This is a genomic window from Paraburkholderia sp. Ac-20342, from assembly GCF_017104985.1.
Lineage (GTDB): Bacteria > Pseudomonadota > Gammaproteobacteria > Burkholderiales > Burkholderiaceae > Paraburkholderia.
Genome location: NZ_JAAGPQ010000209.1, coordinates 1 through 1635 on the forward strand (window position 1 = coordinate 1; position 1635 = coordinate 1635).

General features: G+C 57.5%; 1 protein-coding gene. It reads left to right on the forward strand.

Annotated elements, in window-relative coordinates; all coding sequences use genetic code 11:
- Positions 1-63: 63 nt before the first annotated feature.
- The gene (locus tag G3N58_RS33780; RefSeq protein ID WP_206001362.1) at positions 64-1509 is read left to right on the forward strand and encodes an IS1182 family transposase; all 1446 of its coding nucleotides are present in this window, start codon (positions 64-66) and stop codon (positions 1507-1509) included.
- Positions 1510-1635: the final 126 nt, after the last annotated feature.

A 1635-nucleotide genomic window follows, 5' to 3' on the forward strand; every position in this document is an offset into this window, starting at 1 on the left:
CGAGGCCGTGTGAAAACGAATTGATCGTCTAAACTGAATCAACGCGTTGAGACCGGGTGACTCATGAAGCGATTCGTTGAAGGCGATGACCGCAAGCAGGTCGCACTACTTCCCGAATGCGTCGATGACTACATTGGACAGGACAATCCGGTCAGGGTCATCGATGCCTTCGTCGACGAACTGGACCTGACGGACCTTGGTTTCAACGGTACCACACCGGCGCTCACGGGCCGTCCGTCCTATCACCCAGGCGTGATGCTCAAGATCTATATCTACGGATATCTGAACCGCGTACCCTCCAGCCGGCGACTTGAGCGCGAATGTCAGCGCAATGTCGAGTTGATGTGGCTGACAGGACGTCTGGCCCCAGACTTCAAGACGATCGCCGACTTTCGCCGCGACAACGGACCGGCCATCCGCAACGTATGCCGTCGATTCGTCGAACTGTGCCGCGGACTGAAACTGCTATCCAGCGATATGGTGGCCATCGACGGCAGCAAGTTCAAGGCGGTGAATAGCCGTGACAGGAACTACACGGCAGGCAAGATCGACAAGCGTCAGCAGCAGATCGAGGAAAGCGTGCAGCGATATCTCGACATGATTGAAACCGCAGACCGGACCAGCCCGACAGGTTTCGATGTGAAGACTGTGCGCCTGTACGAGAAGATCGCGCTCTTACGTCAGCGGATGCGTGAGCTCGAGCAGATCAAGGAGCAACTGAAGACGCAACCGGACAGACAGCTATCGCTGACTGACCCGGATTCGCGCTCTATGACCAGCGGCGGCAAGAGAACTGGAACGGTTGGCTACAACGTTCAAACCGCCGTGGATACGAAGCATCATCTGATCGTCGAACACGAGGTAACGAATATCGGGGGCGATCACGGTCAACTCAGCAGGATGGCTGTGTCGGCGAAGAACGCGATGGGCAAGCTAAAGCTGAAGGCGCTGGCTGACCGTGGCTACTTCAGTGGTCCGGACATCCGTGCATGTGAACTGGCCGGGATCACCGCGTATGTCCCGAAACCACTTACCTCAGCGTCAAGGAAGAAAGGGCTCTTTACCAAACGCGACTTCATCTACGTTGCAAGGAACGATGAGTATCGATGCCCCGCCGGCGAGCGCGCCGTTCTTCGATTCAAGACCGTTGAGAATGGCATGAATCTGCACGTGTACTGGCCCAGCGCCTGCCCGCGTTGCCATCTGAAGGAGCGATGTTCACCCAGCGAATACCGCCGTATCCGACGATGGGAGCACGAACATGTATTGGAAGCCATGCAGCGTCGACTCGACCGGAAGCCTGATGCAATGACCATCCGAAGAAGCACTGTTGAACACGTCTTCGGCACGCTGAAGCACTGGATGGGGGCCACACACTTCCTGACCCGGACGCTCGGACGGGTGAGCACCGAAATGAGCCTTCAGGTGCTGGCCTACAACCTCAAGCGCGTCCTGAATATACTCGGGGTTGCCGGAATGATGAAGGCGATGAGGATGGCTGCAAGCTGAGGCCCTGAGGGGCTTCGTTGCGCTCGCGATGTTCGATTAGCGCAAGCTCGACGCATCTCACCTGATCGACCCGACCGGCAACTTCGCCCTAAGCGGCGAAAATGGCGTTTCCACACGGCCTCGGCC

Excerpts from the sequence above, each read along its gene's own strand:
- G3N58_RS33780 (WP_206001362.1), top strand. The coding sequence starts at position 64 with ATGAAGCGATTCGTTGAAGGCGATGACCGCAAGCAGGTCGCACTACTT.